The following is a 15874-nucleotide window of genomic DNA, read 5'->3' on the forward strand; positions in this document are numbered from 1 at the left end:
TGCTCGCCACAGGGGCGAGCATGACGCGTTGGGTCGTGTCGATGCGCAGTGGCGGCCTTGGCCGTCAGAATTGCACCCTCAACCCGACCTGCGCGATGTTCGCAGTGTAGTCCGAGCCGGGATTGGTCGAGTTCAGGCGCTCATGCGTGAAGCTGGCGCGGACCGAGAAGGTCCGGGTCAGCTTGTATTCGATCCTGGCGCCGATGGTCGACAGGTCCTCGCGCAGGTCCTGGCCGTCATATTCAGTGCGGCCATAGCTGGCGAAGCCGGTGACGGTGAGGTTGCGGCGCAGGGCATGCGCCACTTCGAGATTGACGCGCCGTGCCGTCGTGCCGCTCGAGCCGGCGATGGTGGTGTCGCCGAGCTCGGAGGTGCCGCGCAGCGTCACCGTGGTCAGCGGCGTCGGCGTCCACAGGATCGCGGCGTCGCCGACGAAGCCGCGCAGGTTCCGCAGTCGCCCATCCTCGTATTTGCGGTCCTGATAGCCGGCGGACACCTCGCCGGTGAGCATGCGGCTGATCTCGAAGGTCGAGCCGACCCGCGCGGTATAGCCGTCGGAGGAGCGCATATAGCCGCTGGAGTCGACCTTCTCGTCGAACTGGCGCGTGTCGAGCTCGGCCTGGACGAAAGGCTTGAAGCCGGGCGTCACCTCATAGGCGGCGCGCAGGCGCAGGCCGTATTGGGTCTGGTTGCGGTCGGCCTGGCTGAGCTTGCGGCCATTGCTGAGCTCGGCATCCTCATAGTCCTGCCGGTCGACCGAACCGCGCAGGGTGAACTGCAGGCGATTAATGTCGTGGGTGATGCCAGCCGCGGCGCCATAGGCCCAGGTGATCGGCCGTCCCTGCACCGCCGCGGTGAGATCGGGCGAACCCGGGCGCTGCGTGTCGAGGCGCAAACGCGATTCGAGCAGGATGCGGGTGTCGCGCGTCGCATCAAGGCGCAGCGACATGTTGCCTTCCGCGTCCGGACGCGAGGCGCTGTCGTCGCGATAATAGCGGCTGTAGCCGCCGCGCAGCATGCCGGTGAGCTCGTGCACGCTCCAGTCGGACTGGATGCCGAGCTCGCCCTCGGTGCGGCTGAACAGCGAGCCCTTGCTCGCTCCCGAGACGCGCGAAGGATTGCTGTCATAACCGACCGAACCGGTGATCGCCGGCCGCAGCACGACGTTACCGAGACGCAGGCCTAGCGGCGCATAAGGGTCTTCTTCCGGCAGCTTGCGTCGGCGCTGCTGAGGCGGTGGTGGCAGCTCCGGCGGCAGATTGGACACCGCCTGCTGCGGCGCGCGGAACTGGCGCTGGGTGACGCCGCGCAGCCGCGAGGACTGAATAGGCTGGCTGGCGCGTGGCGGCTGGGCGCGCGAGACCGCGCTGGAGCGACCGCGGGGCGGGACAATCGGTTCGCCGGCGGCGGCCGGCAGGGCCGACGCATTGCCAGGGGCCGGATTTTGCCTTTGAGCGACATAGTCGGGAGTGCCGGTTCGCAAGGCTGGCGTGCGGGCACGCGCGGGCATGTCGATCGGCTGCGTCTGAGCCCATGCCTGCTCCGGCCACGCTGTCAGCCCGGCAACGCCGCAGCAGCCTGCGACGCCGGCCAGCCACCAGATCTGGGCGAAACGGGACACGAGGCGGACGCTGCTCCGGCGAGGCAAAGGCTTCGCGCGCCGGGAAAGCGCGCATGGTTAACGGAGTTAGAACGAAGAGGGTTAATGCTGCGTCAACGCAGCTCCCGCGGTGGCCAGCGCAGCGTCAGGCATGCTAGAGGCGCGCTCCATGACCGCGACCATCAGCGCTTCCGCCCTCCGCACCATCGCCACCGAGCGCGCCGGGCTCGACGCCTTGCACGAGGCGATCGGCAACGGCCTCGCCCAACCCTTCGCTGCCGCCGTCGAGATGATCCGCGCCTCTTCGGGCCGGGTGATCGTCACCGGCATGGGCAAATCCGGCCATGTCGGCCGCAAGATCGCGGCGACGCTCGCCTCGACCGGCACGCCCTCGCATTTCGTTCATCCGGCTGAAGCCAGCCATGGCGATCTCGGCATGGTCCAGCCCGAGGACGTCGTCGTCGCCCTGTCCTGGTCGGGCGAGGCGGTCGAGCTCTCGGCGATTGTCGGCTATACCCGCCGCTTCCGCGTCGGGCTGATCGCGATCACGGCCAATCGCGACAGCGCGCTCGGCCGCGAGGCTGATATCGCGCTCGTCCTGCCCAAGGCCGAGGAGGCCTGCCCGAACGGGCTTGCGCCGACGACCTCGACGACGATGCAGATGGCGCTGGGTGATGCGCTCGCCGTCGCGCTGCTGGAGGCGCGCGGTTTCTCGCGCCAGGATTTCTATGTCTACCACCCCGGTGGCAAGCTTGGTGCGCAGCTCAAGACGGTTGCGACCATCATGCATTCGGGCGAGCGCCTGCCGGTCGTCGGCGAGACGGCGGCGATGGCCGATGTCGTCGCGATGATCACCGCCAAGGGTTTTGGCTGCGCCATCGTCATCGATGTCGACGGCAAGCTCGCTGGCGTCGTTACCGATGGCGACCTGCGCCGCAAGCTCGGCGCCGGCTGGGGTGGCAGGCTGGCACGGGACGTGATGACCCGGGATCCGCGCCGGATCGCGCCGGATGCGCTCACCGCCGAAGCGCTGGAAATGGTCAACCGGTTGCGCGTCACCGCGCTGATCGTCGCTGATGCCGACGACAGGCCGGTCGGCCTCGTCCACGTCCATGATCTGCTGGCGCTGGGCGTCGCCTGACACGTAGCATCTGGCGAGGAGGCCCATGGCCGCGCTCGAATGGGATGACCTGCGCTATGTCCTCGCCGTCGCCGAGGCCGGCTCGCTCGCCGGCGCGGCGCGCGAACTGCGCGTCAATCATTCGACCGTGCTGCGCCGCATCGCCGCCTTCGAACAGCAACTGGCCTTACGCCTCTTCGAGCGCCTGCCGACCGGTTATGTGCTGACAGCCGGTGGCGAAGAACTCGTCGCGGCGGCGCGCAGCATCTCCGGCACCGTTACCGAGCTCGAACGCAGGATCGCCGGCCAGGACCTTCGCCTCTCCGGCACGCTCCGGATCACCGCGACCGACACGCTGATGGGCTCGGTCCTGCCGGAGATCCTCGCGGAGTTCGGCGAAGCCCATCCCGGCATTGCCCTGGAGGTCGCCGTCTCTAACCTGATGTTCAACCTGACCAAGCGCGATGCCGATGTCGCCTTGCGCACCGCCGACAACCCCCCGGCGACGCTGGTCGGGCGCCGGGTCGGCAAGATCGCGTTCGCGATCTATGCCGCTCCCTCATATCTCGCGCGACATGATCACGCCGACCTCGCCGAGCATAGCTGGGTCGGGCCGGACGACACGCTCGGCGGGACCTCGGTGGCGCGCTGGATGCAGGCGAAGCTGGGCAAGAGCGAGATCGTGCTGCGGGCCGATTCGCTGCTGGCGATGCAGCAGGCGGCGGTGGCCGGTCTCGGGCTGGTGGCACTACCTTGCTATCTCGGCGACAGTGTCGCGGCCCTTGCCTGTGTGCGCCGTCCCATACCGGAGATGGAGACGGCGCTCTGGATCCTGACCCATGAGGATCTGCGCGCCGCTGCACGGGTCCGCGCTTTCACCGATTTCGCCTATGGCGCCTTCCGGAAACGCCACGCCCTGCTGGAGGGCGAGGGCGCGTCCTCCGCTTGAGGATTACGCCTCGACCAGCTTGAGGCCGATCACGCCGATCAGGATCAGCGCAAGCAGGCCAAGGCGCATGGGCGAGGCGCTCTCGCCGAGGGTGACGATACCGGCGAGGGCGACGCCGAGTGCGCCGATGCCGACCCAGACCGCATAGGCGGTCCCGACAGGCAATTGCTTCAGCGCCAGCGACAGCATCACGAAGCTGACGATCGCCGAGACGATGCCAATCAGGCTCGGCCAGAAGCGTGTAAAGCCGCCGGCCTGCTTCAGCGCGATCGCCCAGACGATCTCGAGCAATCCGGCTCCGGTGAGCAGCAACCAGGACATGGGATGTCTCCGTGGAATGGGAAGGACGGCGCCGGATCGGCGCCGTCCGGAGGCTTCAAGGTCAGAAGACCTTGATCGCGGCGACGCCGAGCAGCAGGACCACGACGCCGGCAAAGCGCAGGGTCGAGATCTCGCGCTGGGGCAGGCGGAACCAGCCGTAACGATCGACGAAGAGCGAGACGATCTGCTGGCCGGCGACGGTCAGGCCGACGGTGGCGGCAGTGCCGATCGCGGGGATGGCGACGAAGACTGTGGTGACATAGGTCGCGCCGCAGATAGCGCCGATCCAGCCCCACCAGGGCATGGTCCTGAGGCCGCCAAGCTGGGGCTTCGCGCCGCCCATCAGCAGCAGCGTCACCAGCAGCACTGTGATCATCGACAGGGTCGCGACCACGAAGCTGATCGTGCCGACGACGAAGGGCGCGCCGAGATCCTGCCGCAGCAGGCCGTTGATCGCACCCTGCACCGGCAGAACCGCGCCGGCGACGAGGGCGAGCAGCATCCAGCCGAGCTTGGAGCCGGAAAGCTCCCTGGTCGCGCCCTTCTGGCCGAAGACGATCGCGACCACGCCGACCAGCACAGCAGCAGTGCCAAGCAAAGTGGCCGGCTTCGGCAACTGCCGGGGCACCCCGAGCAGGCCGAAGCTATCGAGTCCGAGCGAGGCCAGCATCTGACCGGCGATGAACAGGCCGACCGCGACGACGGCGCCGAGCCGGGGGAAGACCAGGATAGTCGAGGCGACATAGAGCGCCGTCGCGATGCCGCCGATCGCATGCCACCACGGCACCGCATGAAGCCCGCCGAAGGCGGCCGCTGTGCCGGTCGCGATTGCCACGATCAGCAAGAGGAAGGCGGCGAGGACGACCTGGATCGTCGTCGCGGCAAAAGGGCTGCCGGTCGCCTTCGACAATTGCGCATTGGCGCCGGCCTGCACCGCCAGCAGGCCGCCGGCGGCAAGAGAGAGGGGGATGAAGAGGGTATCCATGACGAGATGTCCTATCGGCTTGGCCGAGCGCGCTCAGGCCTCGGCGTGCGCGAGCGCCGGCACGGCAAGGCCGCGCTGCACGGCGGGACGGGCGGCGATCGTCTCGTGCCAGCGCCGCAGATGAGGCGTGTCGGAGAGGCTCAGGCCGAGCTGAGGCAGCGCATTGATCCAGGGCCAGACCATGATGTCGGCGATGCCGTAGCTGGCCTCGACCAGATAAGGCCGCAGCGCCAGCTCGCCGTCGAGGACACGCAGGATGCGGGTGGTCTCGCGCTCATAGCGCTCGATGGCGTAGGGCAGCTTCTCCCGGGCGAAGATCTTGAAATGCCAGAGCTGGCCGATCATCGGCCCGACATGCGCCGCCTGGAAGAAGCTCCATTGCAGCGTCTTGCCCAGCGCCTGCGGGCCGTTCGGCTGGAGCACGCCGGAGCGCTCGGCGAGGTAGAGCAGGATCGCGCCGGACTCGAAGACGGTCCGGTCATGGTCGTGGTCGACGATGACCGGGATCTTGTTGTTCGGGTTGAGCGCCAGGAAGCTCGGTCGGTGCTGCTCGCCCATCTCGATGTCGATGAGGTTGACGGCATAGGGTAGGCCGGCTTCCTCGAGCATGATCGAGGCCTTGTGGCCGTTCGGGGTCTGGTAGGTGTAGAGGTCGATCGGGGTCATCGGCTTGCTCCGAAGTCTGGATGCCGATGAGATAGTCTGTGCGATGGCGCATCACGATGTGTTATAAGGCGTCAGGATAATGCGAAATTGCACAGCCTGTGGCGAAGCACTTTGCGACAAGCTTCCCGTCATGGTCGGGCTTGCCCCGACCATTCACGTCTTCGCGTTACTGATCGAGAGCGGCGTTCAAGACGTGGATGCTCGCCACGAGGGCGAGCATGACGAACTGGCGATGGGGTCGTGGGGAGCAGGCTCACCCGCGCTCGTAGAGCAGCCGCGCCCGGATCGTGCCGTCCAGGGCCCGGATCTCCTCGATGATCTCGCGCGCGACCTCGCCGACCGGATCGGCCTCCATCACGACATAGCCGATCTCGCCGTCGGTCTGGAAATTCTGGGCGGCGATGTTGATGTTGCGGCTGGCGAAGACGTCGTTGAGGCGGCGCAGCATGCCCGGCGCGTTGCGCTGGACCTGGATGAATCGGGTGCCGGCTGGGCGCGCCGGCAATTGCACCTGCGGGAAATTGACTGCGCCGACGGTCGAGCCGACATCGGAATAATCGACCAGCTTGCGCGCCACCTCGGCGCCAATGCGCTCCTGCGCCTCTTCCGTCGAGCCGCCGATATGCGGGGTCAGGATGACGTTGGGCAGGCCCTGCAGCGGCGTGACGAAGCGCTCGCTGTTCGAGGCCGGCTCCCTCGGGAAGACGTCGACCGCGGCGCCGGCGAGAGCGCCGCTCTTCAGCGCCTGCGCGAGCGCGTTGAGATCGACCACGGTGCCGCGCGAATTGTTGATGAGATAGGCGCCCTGCTTCATCGCCGCGATTTCGGCTTTGCCGATCATGTTGTGCGTCGCAGGCGTCTCCGGCACGTGCAGCGAGACGACGTCGCTGTTGGCGAGCAGGGCCTTCAGGCTCTCGACCGGCTCGGTATTGCCATGGCGCAGGCGGTCGGTGTGATCGTAATAGATTACGCGCATGCCCATCGCCTCGGCGATGTTGGAGAGCTGGCTGCCGATATTGCCGTAGCCGACGATGCCGAGCACCTTGCCGCGGACCTCGAAGGAGCCGTTGGCCGACTTGTCCCAGCCGCCCTCATGCGCCGAGCGTGAGCGATCGGGTATCCGCCGCAGCAGCATGACGATCTCGCCGATGGTCAATTCGGCAACGCTGCGGGTGTTGGAGAAGGGCGCGTTGAAGACCGGAACGCCGCGCAGGCGAGCAGCATCGAGATCGACCTGATTGGTGCCGACCGAGAAGCAGCCGACGGCGAAGAGGCGCTTGGCAGCGGCGAAGACCGGCTCGGTCAGCTGGGTGCGCGAGCGGATGCCGAGGATATGCGTCTTCTCGATCGCCTCGACCAGCTGCGCCTCGTCGAGCGCCTTCGGCAGGCGGGTGAGGTTGGTGTAGCCGGCCTGCTGCAAAGCGGCGACGGCGGAATCGTTGATGCCTTCGAGCAGGAGGACGCGGAGGCGGTCCTTCGGGAAGGAAAGCCGGTCGGTGGAAAGGTTCATGGCGCGCTCGACGGTCCAGCGATGCGCCCGCTCGCCTGGTCGGGCGGAAGGCGCCGGAGCGCCCGCTATAGACCTGTTGTCGCAGTGCACAACCGCAAAGTTGTCGCGTCTGGTTCCCGTTATGCGCTCGCGGCGCGCAGCGGCACGACGTCTCCCGGTTGGATGGGGGTCAGGTGCTGCTGCGGCAGCAGGAAGGGCTGGCCGGCCGGCGGCAGGCGGCTGAAGGAGAGCGAGACACGGAAGACGCCGCGCAGCAGGTTGTCGTCGAGGATCGTCGCCGGCTCGCCCTGGGCTACGATCGCGCCCTCATGCATCACCACCAACCGGTCGGCATAGGTCACGGCGAGGTTGAGGTCGTGCAGGACGACCAGAACGGCCGCGCCCTGAGCCGCGATGGTGCGGGCGGCATCGAGCAGCGAGAGTTGGTGGCAGAGATCGAGGCTGGCGATCGGCTCGTCGAGGAAGAGGATCTGGCGCTGCGCGACGCTGCGGCCGGCTTCGAGCTGGCAGAGCGCCCTGGCGAACTGGACGCGCTGCTGCTCGCCACCGGATAGGGTCTGGTATTGCCGGCCAGCGAGCCCGATCACGCCGGCGGTCTCCAGCGCCTGGGCGATGATCTGCTCCTTGCGGGTGCGCGGCTGTGCCCGACCGACGCCCTCCAGGCCCAGCCGTGCGACCTCGTAGACGCTGAACGGGAAGGCGAGGCGCTGGTTCTGCACCATCACGGCACGCCGGCAGGCGAGTTCCCAGGCCGGGATCTGCGGCAGGGCCGCGCCGTCCATGCGGACCGTTCCCCGAGAGGGCGTGAGTTCACCAGTGAGGAGCTTGAGCAGGGTCGACTTGCCGGCGCCGTTGGGACCGACGACGATGGTGGTGGCGCCCACTTCGAGCGCCAGCGAGGCGCCGCGCACGAGCGTGCTGCCACGCACCGAGAAGGACAGATCATCAGCTTCGAGGAGCGCTGCCATGCTCAGAGCTCCGCGATCCGGCCGCGGCGCAGCAGCAGCCAGAGGAAGAAGGGCGCGCCGATGAAGGCGGTGACGATGCCGATCGGCAATTCGGCGGGGACCACCACCAGACGGGCTACGATGTCCGCGCCGACCAGCAGGGTGGCACCGCCGATGGCCGAGAGCGGTAGCAGCAGGCGATGATCGGGCCCGATCGAGAGCCGGATCAGATGCGGCACGACGATGCCGACGAAGCCGATCACGCCGGCTGCGGCGACGCTGGCGCCGACGGCGAGCGCGACGAGCAGGATCGAGAGCGCCTTGATGCGCTGCACGGGCACGCCGAGATGATAGGCCTCGGCCTCGCCGAGCATCAGCGCGTTGAGGCCTCGCGCCAGCAGGGGCACGGCGATCAATAGCGGCAGTACGATCGGCGCCACCACCGAGAGCTTGGTCCAGCTCGCGCCGCCCAGGCTGCCGAGCGACCAGAAGGTCAGGTCGCGCAATTGCCGGTCATCCGAAATGAAGGCGAGCAGCCCGGTAAGCGAGCCGGCCAGCGCGCCGAGCGCGACACCGGCGAGCAGCATGGTCGCGACCGAGGTGCGGCCCTGGCGGGTCGCGATCAGATAGAGCGCCAGCGTCGAGACGAGGCCCCCGAGGAAGGCGCCGAAAGGCAGCACTGCGAAGGGCAGCTTCATCGCGAAGGCCGAGAGGAAGCGGTCGCCGAGCACGATCGTCGCAGCGGCGGCAAGGCCGGCGCCGGCGGAAACGCCGACCAGGCCGGGATCGGCGAGCGGATTGCGGAACAGGCCCTGCATCAGAGCGCCGGAAATGGCGAGCGCCGCACCGACCAGCGCGCCGAGCAGCAGGCGCGGCATGCGGATGTTGAGCACGACCAGCGCCTCGCGGCTGTCGAGCAGCTCGGTCGGACCAAAGCCGAGCTTGGCCATCAGGATGTCGGCGACGCGGCCGGGGGCGATCGCGAAGGCGCCAGCGCCGAGCGAGAGCAGCATCAGCAGCAGGCAGAAGCCGACCAGTGCCGCGACTGCGATGATACCCTTGCGTCGTCGCCCCTCGGCGAGAACGGCCAGCGCGGTGGCGCCTGCGCTCGGCGTCTGCTTCACGGCGAGCGTCATTTGGCGGCGGAGAGCTGGGCGACCCTGGCCTCGGGATAGAGCTCGGCCATCAGGTCGCGCGCTGCGTTCGGGGTGCGCGGGCCGAAGCCGAGCAGATAGAGCCCATCCATGCGGATCAGCGATTTCTGCTTCGCCGCCGGCGTCTGCGAAAAGGCCGGCATCGCGAAGAGCTCCTCGGGCGTCGCGTTGTGCGCGCTGCTGAAGCGCATCATCAGCACGACGTCGGGCGCCGCGGTGATGATCGCTTCGTCGGTCATCGGCTTGAAGCCGTCGACCGCGCTGGCGGCGTTGACGCCGCCAGCGAGTGCGATGATCGCGTCCGCCGTCGTGTTCCTGCCGCCGACCATGGTGCGCCCGTTCTGCAGGGAGAGCGCAAACAGGACACGCTTCTGCTTCGGCAAGGCGGTGCGGAGCTTGTCGAGCTCGTCGAAGCGGCCTTTCACCGAGTTGGCGAGCTGCTGCGCCGGTCCGGCAGCGCCGGCGGCCTTGCCGATGGCGGCGATCTTGCCGATGACGGCTTCCGGCGTCAGCGCCTCCGGGATCATCGTGATCGGGGTGCCGGATTCCTTCAGCAAAGCGAGCGCATCCGGCGGGCCGGAACCTTCCACGGCAATGACCTGCGTGGGCTTGAGCGAGAGCACGCCCTCGGCCGAGAGCGCCCGGACATAGCCGACGCTCTTCTTGTCCTTCAGCGCCTCCGGCGGCCATTGGCTGGTGGTGTCGACGCCGACGATCCGATCCTGCAGGCCGAGCGCGTAGAGCACCTCGGTGACGACGCCACCAGCCGCGACGATGCGCTCGGCGGTCTGAGCCTGGGCGGCGGCAATGAAACTGCCGGAACGAAGGTCGCCCGCGAACCCGAGGGCGGCCAATGCGCTGAGGCCGATGGCCGCGGCGAGCTCTCGGCCGAGGCGTTTCGCCTTCAGTCCGGCGAGCGGGTTGGGCACGGAGGATGACAGGTCGTGCATGAGCAGTCTCGGGGCTCGCCGCAGCGCAGCAAGCAGCCATGACGCGGCAGCTTTCCTACTCTGCAGTCATTCCAAAGTATTGGCTCAATTTACAATCATTCAAAACAATGATCATCGAGCCGTTGTTGACGGTGATATTCGGCTTTACTAAGGAGGGTCAAGAGCGGCGAAGGCCGCCGACCATCACCTTTTCCAGAGCCGCCGAGGTTTCCCGATGTTCATCGCCATGAACCGCTTCAAGGTCGTCAAGGGAGAAGAGGAGGCCTTCGAGACGGTCTGGTCCTCGCGCAAGACACGCTTGGACGAGATGCCGGGCTTCATCGCCTTCCACCTGCTCAAGGGACCGGAGAAGGAGGATCACACCCTCTACTCCTCGCACACGACCTGGGCCTCGAAGGAGGACTTCACCACCTGGACCAAGTCGGAGCAGTTCCGCGAGTCGCATCGCAGCGCCGGCCAGCCGCGGCCGAAGCCGCTCTATCTCGGCCATCCCGAGTTCGAGGGTTTCGAGACGATCCTGACCGAGCATAACCCGCATCTGCCGCGCCAGGCGGCCGAGTGAGAGGCTGATCACGATGTCGCTCGCTGAAACTCTGGCTCCGTCCGCTCCCGCCGAGGCCATGGAAAAAGTCCGGGCAGCGCTCGCGGCCAAGCCGGATGGCGTGATCGAGGCGGTTGCGCGCGAGCATGGCGTCTCGACGCTCGCCGTGCTGGAAGCGACGCCCGAAGAGCAGCGCCGCTTCATCGCCGCCGAGCGCTTCGAGGTGCTCTGGCAGGAGCTTTCGACCTGGGGCACGGTGCTCTTCATCGTGCACACACCCGACATCGTGCTCGAATGCGAAGGCTCGCTGCCGGTCGGCTCCTTCGGCCATGGCTACTACAACATTCATGGTGACAGCCCGATCGGCGGGCATATCAAGGCCGGTAACTGCACGGCGATCTATCTGGTCGACCGCGCTTTCCACGGCCGCCGTTCCTGCTCGGTGCAGTTCTTCAACGGCGCGGGCGAGGCGATGTTCAAGGTCTTCGTCCGCCGCGACGAGGCGCGCGAGCTGCTTGCCGATCAGGTCGCCCGGTTCGAGGCGCTGAAGCGCGACTTCGGCTGAACACGGCCGGCTTTCGGCTGGCTGGACCCGTCATCTACCTCCGCCGGTTGCCGGCGGAGGTTTTTCATTTTTGGCAGTGTGCCTACAGTCACAGCCCGATCACTGATAAATGACGTCAGTCGCCACTTTTCCGCCATAGGCCATGGGGTACGGATGGTTGTCCGGTGAGATGACGGAAGTCCAAGGATTTACCAAGCGTTAACCATAAAGGCGCAGCCTCTTGTCCGCGGAGCGATACGACGTGATCGAGCCGGTTGATCACGCGCAGGTTCCGGCAGGCGAGCGCTATGGCGGGCAGCCCGGCGCGGACGACCTGCCCGAACTCCTGACGGGGGACCCGGATATGGCGGCGCAGCTTGCCCTGACCCGGGTCAGTCTGGCCAAGGAGTTGATCGGGCCGCCGCCAGCCGGACCGAAGGCTGCCTTCGCCTCGCTCAGCCAACATGCCGGTTTCCGGGATGGGGCGCTGCTGGCGCTGCGCTTCGTGCAGGCACGCTTCCTCTCGATCTGGGGCCTGCTGCTGGCGGCCGCGCTGTGCCCGCCCAAGGTCTTCGCCGATTTCGCGATCTTCGCTGCACTGGCGAACTTCGTCTCGATCGCCGCGCTGCTGCGCTTCGAGGCGGTGTTCTTCCAAAACAGCGGCCGCCTGCATCTCGGCCGTGCCTTTCGACTTGCAATGGCCGCCGGCACGATCGTCCTCGGTGCGATGGCGGTCGCGATCCTGTTCGCGGCGTCGGAGGGCTGGGTCCTGCGCGGCTTCGGAGCGCTCTTCCTGATCTCGCTGGCGAGCCGGGCGGCGATCCGGCTGATTCTGGCGGAAGCCACGGCGGAGGGTGATTTCGAGACGATCGGCAACAGCAACATCGTCCAGGCGCTGGTCCAGCCCGCGATGATGATCCTCCTGATCTGGCCGCTGGGACCGACAGTACTGGCGCTGTTCGCCGCAGACGCCTTCGGCCATGCCGTGGCTGCCATCTATCTCGCCTGGCGCCGGCGCTACTCGCTGCTGCCGCTGCTGCATCCCTCGCGCTGGTCGCGCGCAGAGCTGCGGACTTCGGCCTGGCAGTGGCGGAGCTCGCCGACCTATCTATTGCCGTCGGCACTCCTGTCCTTCGGTTTCTCGGCGGCGCCGCTGCTGGCTCTGCCGATGGCAGGCAATCCGGTTTTGGCGGCGCATGTGGCTCTGGCGTCGCGCCTGCTCGACATGCCGTCGCAGATGTTCGGTGCCGTGGCGATCCCGCTAGTGATGAGCGATCTGCGCAAGCATCAGGGCGAGGATCGCCAGAAGCGCGCGCGCCTGCTCACGCTGGGGATGGTGGTGATCGCGGCAGCGCTGTTTCTGGCGATCGCACTTGTTGCACTCGGCGCAGACACAATCATCCTCGACGGCACCAAATGGGATGGCGTCGGCGAGGTGATGGCAGTCATGGCACTGTTCTATGGCTGTGGCGCGCTTGTCGGGCCGTTGCAGGAAATGGGAGCGTTCTCCTCTCGTCCCCATAGCCAGATGGCGGCCAACGCAGTGGCATTGGCGGCCGTGGCGGTCGTGATCTGGGGCTTCGGCGGCCTGTCACAGACGCTGCTCGCCATGATCGGCCTGGTCTCGCTGGCGCGGCTGCTGCTGCATTTGCACCTGACCTGGACCGGGATCGGTGAGATGCAACCGATCGGCGCCCGTGTCTGAGCGCCATCTGACTGCTCGGACATTATTCCCGATGCAGAACCGCGGCGCATTCCCGCCGGGACCGCTCTATTCGCGCCGGATCAGCCGGTCGGCGAGCAGGGAGGAGAAGAAGCCGGGCTTGAACTCACGCTCGAGCCGCTCGGGATCGTAATCCCGGGCGACCCAGTCGAGGAACGGCGTGCCCTTGCTGGCGCCTTCGCGGGCATAGGTCTCGAAGAAGGCGTCGAGGATGCCGGTCTTGGCGAAGCGGAAATGGCCGTAGCGCAGCGAAAGCTCAGCCATCGCCTCAGCGAGCGGCCGCTTCTCATGGACAAGCAGGTAGAGCGCGGCGAAGAAGCCAGCCCGGTCGGCGCCGGATTTGCAATGCACCAGCGCAGGCGTCTTGAGTCCGGCGAAGAAAGCCGGCGCGGCGAGGATGGTGTCCCGGTCCGGTGCGCCGCGTGAGCGCAGCACGAACTCGACCAGTGCGATGCCGTGGCGTTCGCAGGCTTCCTTCTGCAGCGGCCAGGCCCCGTGCTCACGGCCGCCGCGCAGGTTGACGATGGTCTTGACGCCCTGGCGGGCGAACCAGGCGATATCGGTCGGGGCCGGCTGGGCGGCGCGCCAGAGCTGCGGCGTGATGCGGTGAGCGTTGAGATAGGCGAGCCGGAAGATGCCGTGATCGGCCAGCAGCATGTGGGCCCAGGCACGCGCGCGATCGAGCCGGCCGCTCAAGGGACGGTCCCAGCGCGCGATCCGCGCCATGCGTCTTGCATAGCGGTCTTCCGGCCGCCGCCAGCGGTTCAGCATGGGATCGCACCTGTCATGCCGGCCCGATAGCAGCGTGGGCCCCGCTGCGCAAATCGGTAACTCCGACTAAAAGCCGGGCTTGGCCTTTGCGCCGCAACCGCGCATAAGGCCGCGGAAGTTTTGTCATCGACAGGTCAGGTACATGCGGCTCGACGCCATCGCCATCGGCAAGAATCCCCCGGACGAGGTCAACGTCGTGATCGAGGTCGCCATTGGCGGCGAACCGATCAAGTACGAGATGGACAAGGAAGCGGGCACGCTGTTCGTCGATCGCTTCCTCTATACGCCGATGCGCTATCCCGGAAATTACGGCTTCATCCCGCATACGCTGTCGGAAGACGGTGACCCCTGCGACGTGCTCGTCGCCAATACGCGACCGCTGGTGCCGGGCTCCTACATCGCAGTCCGCCCGATCGGCGTGATGATGATGGAGGACGAGGGTGGCGGCGACGAGAAGATCATCGCCGTGCCGGTCCCGAAGCTGACCAAGCGCTATGAGAACGTGACGAACTACACCGATCTGCCGCAGATCACGCTCGACCAGATCCAGCACTTCTTCGAGCACTACAAGGATCTCGAGCCCGGCAAATGGGTGAAGCTGACCGGCTGGGGTGACGCTGCCAAGGCCAAGCAGCTCATCGTCGAGGCGATCGAGCGGGCGAAGGCGGCGAAGAAGGGCTGACGGCAAGTGCTCGCCATGCTCGGGCGAAGACCCGAGCATGGCACAAAGCCTTAGCCCTTGTATTTCTCCAGGAATGCCTCGACGGGGAGCCCCCGGAAGTCGTCGAGTGCGGTGCGCAGTTGCGCGTGCTCCCAATCCCACCAGGCGAGTGCTTTCAGCCGCTCGGCGATCTCCTCCGGGAAGCGTCGGCGGATGATACGGGCCGGATTGCCGGCGACGATGGTGTAGTCGGGCACATCCTTGGTCACGACCGCACCGCCCGCGACGACTGCGCCGGTGCCGATGCTGCGGCCGGCGAGCACGATGGCCCCATGGCCGATCCAGACATCGTGGCCGATCGTCACTGGCGTCGAGCGGCGCCAGTCGAAGAAGGCCGCATCGTCCTGCGCATCCTCGAAATAGGCGCTGGCGCGATAGGTGAAATGCGCCTGGCTCGCCCGCTGCATCGGGTGATTGCCCGGGTTGATCCGGGTATGGGCCGCGATCGAGCAGAACTTGCCGATGGTCGTGTAGATGATGTTGGAGTCGTTCACGACATAGGAGTAGTCGCCGAGCGTCGACTCCGCGAAGGCGGTGCGGGCACCGATCTCGGTATAGCGGCCGAGCACGGCATCGCGGACATTCGCGGTCGGGTCGATCACGGGCGCGAGCCCAAGCTTCTTGCCTGCCATGACGGAGCTCCTCGCGATATGGTGGCTGCCCGGCTTCAGCCGAGGGGGAAGCTGTCAAGCAGCACGAAGCGGCTGCTGCGGCTCTGCTGCTTGAAGATGCCGACGCGGTGGATCGTGACGGGCTGGGCGGGCACAGCGTCCCTGTAAGCCAAGGCCAGCAGCGCCGCGACGGGCTTGACTTGCTCGTCCGGCAGCGAGCCGGTCAGCGTCATGTGAAAGCGGAAGGCGTCGCCGACATAGGGGTAGCCATAGGCTTCGAGATAGGCCCGGTGAGCAGGCGTCAGCGGGCTTTGCAGGCGCCGCGCCAGATCGGCCTCGGAAAGCGGCGCCCGGAACGGCTCGAAGGCCTGGACGATGTCGAAGGCGAAGCGCTGCAGCTCCTCGCTCGGTTCTGACGGCGTCAGAGCGACGAAGCGGCCAAGCGCATTCACGGAAAGCCCGGCGAGCTGGACCGGTGGGCGTCCGGCGACATAATTGCGGGCGAAGGCGCGCAAGGCGCCCTCGTTGCGACCGCTGGCCAGCTCGAACGGCGCCTTCAACGTGGCGTGGAAGCCGTAGCGACGCGGCTCGGCCGTCAGCTCCGGCCAATCCAGGCCTTCGCAACCCGGCGGGACGGCGAAATCGACATCCGCGCCGGTGACGGCGTCATAGCCCAGCGTCGCGCTGCCGAAGCGCCAGAGAGCGCTGTCGGCGGTGGGAGCGTAGTAGAGCGCGTAGCGCGGCGCAGATCCGGTCATGCT

The 15874-nt window shown here is 67.2% G+C and carries 17 protein-coding genes; 6 read left to right on the plus strand and 11 right to left on the minus strand.

Going from position 1 to position 15874, the window contains the following annotated elements; translation table 11 throughout:
- Positions 1-64 precede the first annotated feature (64 nt).
- Complete coding sequence (locus ACWIGM_RS22030) at positions 65-1621, minus strand: outer membrane beta-barrel protein (protein WP_454028108.1); 1557 nt, start codon at positions 1619-1621, stop codon at positions 65-67.
- A gap of 148 nt (positions 1622-1769) precedes the next feature.
- On the opposite strand from ACWIGM_RS22030, the gene ACWIGM_RS22035 reads away from it, so the two are divergent.
- Complete coding sequence (locus ACWIGM_RS22035; RefSeq protein WP_454028109.1) at positions 1770-2741, plus strand: KpsF/GutQ family sugar-phosphate isomerase; 972 nt, start codon at positions 1770-1772, stop codon at positions 2739-2741.
- A gap of 25 nt (positions 2742-2766) precedes the next feature.
- A complete protein-coding gene (locus ACWIGM_RS22040) occupies positions 2767-3669 on the plus strand; it encodes a LysR family transcriptional regulator (RefSeq protein ID WP_454028110.1) in 903 nt (300 codons plus the stop codon).
- Positions 3670-3672: 3 nt separating this feature from the next.
- On the opposite strand, the gene ACWIGM_RS22045 is transcribed toward ACWIGM_RS22040, so the two are convergent.
- The 7 genes from ACWIGM_RS22045 to ACWIGM_RS22075 all read right to left on the minus strand — a co-directional run bounded on the left by ACWIGM_RS22045 (position 3673) and on the right by ACWIGM_RS22075 (position 10202).
- Positions 3673-3990: a DMT family transporter gene (locus tag ACWIGM_RS22045; RefSeq protein WP_454028111.1), complete on the minus strand. Its 318-nt coding sequence runs from the start codon at positions 3988-3990 to the stop codon at positions 3673-3675.
- A gap of 61 nt (positions 3991-4051) precedes the next feature.
- Positions 4052-4975, minus strand: a complete 924-nt coding sequence (locus ACWIGM_RS22050) for a DMT family transporter (protein WP_454028112.1) — start codon at positions 4973-4975, stop codon at positions 4052-4054.
- Positions 4976-5008: 33 nt separating this feature from the next.
- The gene (locus ACWIGM_RS22055) at positions 5009-5641 is read right to left on the minus strand and encodes a glutathione S-transferase family protein (RefSeq protein ID WP_454028113.1); all 633 of its coding nucleotides are present in this window, start codon (positions 5639-5641) and stop codon (positions 5009-5011) included.
- Between the two features lie 253 nt (positions 5642-5894).
- A complete protein-coding gene (gene serA / locus ACWIGM_RS22060; RefSeq protein WP_454028114.1) occupies positions 5895-7151 on the minus strand; it encodes a phosphoglycerate dehydrogenase in 1257 nt (418 codons plus the stop codon).
- A 119-nt stretch (positions 7152-7270) separates the two neighbouring features.
- Positions 7271-8119, minus strand: coding sequence for a heme ABC transporter ATP-binding protein (locus ACWIGM_RS22065; protein WP_454028115.1), 849 nt, complete (start codon positions 8117-8119; stop codon positions 7271-7273).
- Positions 8120-8121: 2 nt separating this feature from the next.
- Positions 8122-9234, minus strand: coding sequence for a FecCD family ABC transporter permease (locus tag ACWIGM_RS22070; protein ID WP_454028116.1), 1113 nt, complete (start codon positions 9232-9234; stop codon positions 8122-8124).
- On the minus strand, positions 9231-10202 hold the full coding sequence (locus ACWIGM_RS22075; RefSeq protein WP_454028117.1) for a heme/hemin ABC transporter substrate-binding protein: 972 nt from the start codon (positions 10200-10202) through the stop codon (positions 9231-9233). Before ACWIGM_RS22075 ends, ACWIGM_RS22070 begins: the two co-directional genes overlap by 4 nt.
- A 214-nt stretch (positions 10203-10416) precedes the next feature.
- Between ACWIGM_RS22075 and ACWIGM_RS22080 the strand changes: the two genes are divergently transcribed.
- The 3 genes from ACWIGM_RS22080 to ACWIGM_RS22090 all read left to right on the plus strand — a co-directional run bounded on the left by ACWIGM_RS22080 (position 10417) and on the right by ACWIGM_RS22090 (position 12992).
- A complete protein-coding gene (locus ACWIGM_RS22080) occupies positions 10417-10764 on the plus strand; it encodes an antibiotic biosynthesis monooxygenase family protein (protein WP_454028118.1) in 348 nt (115 codons plus the stop codon).
- A 13-nt stretch (positions 10765-10777) separates the two neighbouring features.
- Positions 10778-11308 (plus strand): heme utilization cystosolic carrier protein HutX, encoded by a 531-nt coding sequence (gene hutX, locus ACWIGM_RS22085; protein WP_454028119.1) that lies wholly within the window; start codon positions 10778-10780, stop codon positions 11306-11308.
- Between the two features lie 241 nt (positions 11309-11549).
- Positions 11550-12992, plus strand: coding sequence for a hypothetical protein (locus tag ACWIGM_RS22090; protein WP_454028120.1), 1443 nt, complete (start codon positions 11550-11552; stop codon positions 12990-12992).
- A gap of 66 nt (positions 12993-13058) precedes the next feature.
- On the opposite strand, the gene ACWIGM_RS22095 is transcribed toward ACWIGM_RS22090, so the two are convergent.
- Entirely contained in the window at positions 13059-13781 is a 723-nt protein-coding gene (locus tag ACWIGM_RS22095) for a fused DSP-PTPase phosphatase/NAD kinase-like protein (protein ID WP_454028121.1), read from the minus strand.
- Between the two features lie 142 nt (positions 13782-13923).
- On the opposite strand from ACWIGM_RS22095, the gene ppa reads away from it, so the two are divergent.
- The gene (gene ppa / locus ACWIGM_RS22100; protein ID WP_436098302.1) at positions 13924-14463 is read left to right on the plus strand and encodes an inorganic diphosphatase; all 540 of its coding nucleotides are present in this window, start codon (positions 13924-13926) and stop codon (positions 14461-14463) included.
- Between the two features lie 50 nt (positions 14464-14513).
- Here the strand turns inward: ppa and ACWIGM_RS22105 are convergent, their stop codons facing one another.
- Positions 14514-15134, minus strand: coding sequence for an LbetaH domain-containing protein (locus ACWIGM_RS22105; protein WP_454028122.1), 621 nt, complete (start codon positions 15132-15134; stop codon positions 14514-14516).
- 35 nt (positions 15135-15169) lie between these two features.
- A complete protein-coding gene (locus ACWIGM_RS22110; protein WP_454028123.1) occupies positions 15170-15871 on the minus strand; it encodes a DUF1045 domain-containing protein in 702 nt (233 codons plus the stop codon).
- Between the last annotated feature and the right edge of the window lie 3 nt (positions 15872-15874).

The sequence above is a fragment of the Allobosea sp. NPDC055332 genome (genome assembly GCF_053645455.1).